The organism is Winogradskyella marina, from assembly GCF_015645385.1.
GTDB lineage: Bacteria > Bacteroidota > Bacteroidia > Flavobacteriales > Flavobacteriaceae > Winogradskyella > Winogradskyella marina.
Genome location: NZ_JADOET010000033.1, coordinates 1 through 4,691, shown reverse-complemented (window position 1 = coordinate 4,691; position 4,691 = coordinate 1). Strand labels below are relative to the sequence as shown.

2 protein-coding genes are annotated in these 4,691 nt (G+C 35.3%); both read left to right on the top strand.

Going from position 1 to position 4,691, the window contains the following annotated elements; all coding sequences use genetic code 11:
- Window positions 1-408 (top strand): T9SS type A sorting domain-containing protein (locus ITJ86_RS17035; protein WP_195872858.1); only part of this gene is annotated, 408 nt, incomplete at its 5' end.
- 294 nt (window positions 409-702) lie between these two features.
- On the top strand, window positions 703-4,691 hold a 3,989-nt coding region (locus tag ITJ86_RS17030), incomplete at its 3' end, for a PQQ-dependent sugar dehydrogenase (RefSeq protein WP_195872857.1).

Below are 4,691 nucleotides of genomic sequence, written 5' to 3'. Positions count from 1 at the left end.
AGTACTTTGCCTAATGATGTTAACGTATATTTAGAAGACAATGTAGCTCATACGGTTACTTTATTAAATTCTGGTGATTACACGTTAACGCCAAATATGGATTTAAATGGAACAGGTCGCTTCTATCTTCGTTTATCATCGTCTGTGTTATCATTAGAAGACAATGATTTCAATTCATTACAGGTTTTTAGCACAACCAGTCCAAAAGCAATAGTGATTAAAGGAGTGCTTAATGCTGCCACAGAAGTTAATCTTTATGATATTCATGGTCGTGTAGTGTTAAAACAATCTATAAATCACTTAGACTTAGTAAATACTATTGATGTTTCGAGAATAGGAACTGGAGTATATTTTGTTAAAGTGTTTAATGATAGTCAAGTTAAAACACAAAAGCTTATTATTAGATAGGTCTTAATAAATTAATATTAAAAAGCTGCCTTTATTAAAGGTAGCTTTTTTTTTATCTTATTATTAAGTATCTAAGATGCTCTAAAATCTTTAAAAGCGATAATATTTTTAAGGTTATAACACCTTATTTTATAGGTCATTATCAATGTTGTAAATCGATTTTACGGTTAAAAAGAAGTATAGATACCTGATAAACAGGTAGTTTGTCGGTTAAAAGCACCGTTTGTCTTGCTGAAAGGCAAGTTTTAATTTTTAGTGATTAATTTGTATTGCTATTAATTAACTCTTCAAACAATGAATCTTAAAATTAAAAAAAACAAGATTTCCTTGGGGCTTATAGGGATTTCAATTGTTGCCATTATAGGTATGGCTCCGTATTTTTTTGGACCAGGATTAACTCAACCTGAAGCGGTTGGGGCATTTTTAAACGGAAGTTTTCCAGATGTAACAGCATCTTCAAATCCGTATCAACCTGTTTTTTCAAATATGACATTTAACTCGCCGCTAACATTTACTGCAGTTCCCAATAGTGATAAATTGGTAGTAGGTCAGCAAAACGGTGAAATTTATTGGTTTGAGAATGACAATACTGTTCCCACAAAAAACCTTTTAGCCGATCTATCAAATGACGTTGGAGTAGTTTGGGATGGTGGATTTTTAGGTTTAGAAATACACCCTGAATTTGGTATACCAGGTAAAAATTATTTTTACATGTACTACACTTCTAAAGATGGGAATGGTAATGATTATCCGAATGCTTTTGTAAGTGGTTTTGGTTGTTATCAAGAAGATTATTGGGGAGGATTTCTGTATTTAAAACGATTTGAAGTCGACCCAATAACATTTACACTTGATTTAAGTTCAGAATTAACCATGCTTAAACTAAGGATGTTTAGTTCTACTCATCGAGGTGGAGCCTTAGAGTTTGGTGATGATGGGTTTTTGTACTTATCTACAGGTGAACAATCTGCTTATAGTAAATCACAAAATATAACGACCAATTTAGATGGTGGTGTTTTACGTATAGATGTGGATCAAGACCCAACCAAAAGTCATGATCCAATTAGAACATTAGATACTGGCCGTTTTGCTGATGAAATTTCTGGTGTAGGCTATGGTATTCCAAATGATAATCCATTTTTAAGTCCTACAGGTTTAAACTTTGAAGAATATTATACCATTGGTAACAGAAATCCACATAGAATGACTAAAGATGCATTAACTGGTACAATGTATATTGGAGAAATTGGTGAGGGTACGCACGAGGAGATTAATGTAGTTAGTAAAGGTAAGAATTATGGATGGCCAGTTTACGAAGGTAATGTCGCCGGACCTAGACCAAATTGTCCTGCGCCAGATAGCGGCATGTATAACAATATGCCACACGAAGCTCCTTTAGTTGCTTTTCCACGTTCGGAAGCTAATGCTTTAATGGGAGGTTACGTGTATCGTGGCACAAATATGCCGGAATTTTATGGCATGTATATCTGCGCAGACTATGGGTTAGGTAAAGAAATTTGGGCTGTTGACACTACAACAGGTGTATTCAACCTTATAACAAATTTCGCACCTGTAGCACCACATGAAAATACTAATATTATATCTTTTGGAGAAGATAACCAAGGGGAACTCTATTTGTTAACCCAAGGAAATAATGTGCCTTTATATAAATTAACTCAGGTAAATGAGTCACCATTTGATGACGTGCCTCAGCTACTCTCAGAAACAGGTGCATTTCAAGACTTAACGACATTAACACCAAATTCTGGGGTTTTACCATATGACTTAGTAGAATCATTTTGGTCCGACGGAGCAGAGAAACAGCGATGGATGGTAATACCTAATGATGGATCACATGATACTCCACAAGAAAAAATTAGTTTTTCAGAAGATGGCGATTGGGAGTTTCCAATTGGTTCAGTTCTTATAAAACATTTTGAATTGCCAATAGATGATGCAAACCCTAATATTACAAAGCGTTTAGAAACTCGATTTTCGGTTAAAGCAAGTTCAGGTAGTTTTTATTTTTTAACCTATAAGTGGAATAGTGCAGGCACAGATGCTGTTTTATTAGATTCTGGTTTGGACGAAAATATTGAGATCACCACAACGAGTGGCTCTTCAAGATATCAAACCTGGTCATATCCAAGTACGCAAGACTGTATTGCTTGTCATAATCCTGCGACTAAAGGAACATTAGGGCCACGAACTAGGAATTTAAATTCTAATTTCACGTATCCTCAAACTTCAATTAATGCTAATCAATTAGTGACCTTAAGCCATTTAGGAATCCTAGACGAAATCATTGATGATAATACTGTATTAGGATATCAAACGCATAAAGCTATAGATGATCCTAATGCTAGTTTAGATGAAAGAGCAAGATCTTATCTAGATAATAATTGTGCTTATTGTCATAGACCTGGTGGATCAGGAGATAGAGCACAATTTGATTTAAGATTATCTAACACTTTAGTGGAAACAGGTCTTATGTACGCAGGAACAAATTCACCTGTTGATGGTTTGGATAAAATAGTAATTGCAGGTGATGCTGATAATTCTATACTTTTTCATAGAATGGAAAGCGTAGATCAAACTGTAGCAATGCCTCCTATTGCTAAAAACGTAGTAGATCAACCAGGTGTAGATCTTATTGAAGAATGGATAAACCAATTAGATCCTAATTTTGAAAACCCTACAATAGAAGCTTGTACTTATATTGTGACGAATGTAGCTACAGGATTGGTAATGGATATTGAAGGTGTATCTCAAGCGAATTCAGCAGATGTTCATCAATGGCAATATGTAGGAGGTGCAAATCAGCAATTTGTTGTAGAACCAGATGGAAATAATTACCATACGTTTAAAGCAGTTCATAGTGATAAATTTATAGATGTAGCAGGGCAAGGACAAGCCCCAGGAACGAATCTAATACAGTACGAAGGGAATGGTACTGATGCGCAGTTGTTTTCTTTAGATTATTTAGGAAATAATGAGTATGCTATAAAAAGTAAAGCAAATGATCTTTACCTTGGTATAGAGAACAACTCAACAGTAAATGGTGGTAGCATTAAGACCTACGAGTATAATGGCTCTGATTTTTTTAAATGGACATTTACAAAGTTAATTCCTGTAACAGGGATAACAGTATTAGAGGAGTCAGAAACACTTCTTGAAGGAGAAAACATTACTTTAGTGGCTACTGTATTGCCTGAAACTGCTTGTGATCAAAACGTGGTATGGTCTTCAAGTGACGAGACTGTTGCTACAGTAGATGCTGTAGGGAATGTAACAGGAATTGCGGGAGGTGTTGCTACAATTACTGGAACAACTTCTGAAGGTGGATTTACAGACTCTTCCGAGATCACAGTGCTACCGTACGATTGTAATGGTGTAATAATAGATCACACCGACCCTGTAGGTACAGGTACTATTCTTGCAAGAGCTGAAATTAATGAAGCAGAAAACAGATTTAAGGCCTTTGATAATAAAAAAACAGAGTCTGATTTTAGTAAGTGGTTAGATGATGGTGGAAATCCAACTGTAGCCAACCCAAGTTATATCTCAATTGAATTTAATGACCCGAAATGGGTGAATAGATTAATTATTACAAGTGCTAATGACGAGCCAAATAGAGATCCAGAAGATTTTAAATTATTAGGATCCAATGGTGGAAACTATACAGAAATAAATAGTTGGACAGGAGTACAGTTCCCTAATAGATATCAGTCTATTGAATTTGTGTTTGCCAATGAAACGGCTTATGATACGTATCGATTAGAAATCACAAAAAACGGTGGTGATCCTGAAGGCATGACGCAATTAGCAGAGATAGAGTTAATTGGCTGTAGCGCAATACCTGGCATTACTTACACCTTTAATAATGGTATCTGGTCACCAAGTGATCCTAATGGAGTAGCTAACGTAAATGATGAGATTATTGTTGAGGCTGGTAATGCTGTTTTATCAGCTAATATGATATGCAATTCGCTAACAGTAAATCCAGGAGCCGCGCTTACCATAGATAATGGTGTAACATTAACAACGAATACAGCAACTTTAAATTCCACATCGCAATTGTACTCTAGTTTAATTAATGATGGTACCATCGTAGGACCCGTAAAATATGAGCGATATGTTAACGCTAACTCTGGTGGAAATGACCTTATTTCACCACCATTATCTGGCGAAACATGGGAAGACTTTTTATTGTCAGATAATAATGCCGCAGATATTTTAAATGACGGAAACAATAATCCAAGAACCTATTTATTTGGACCTTT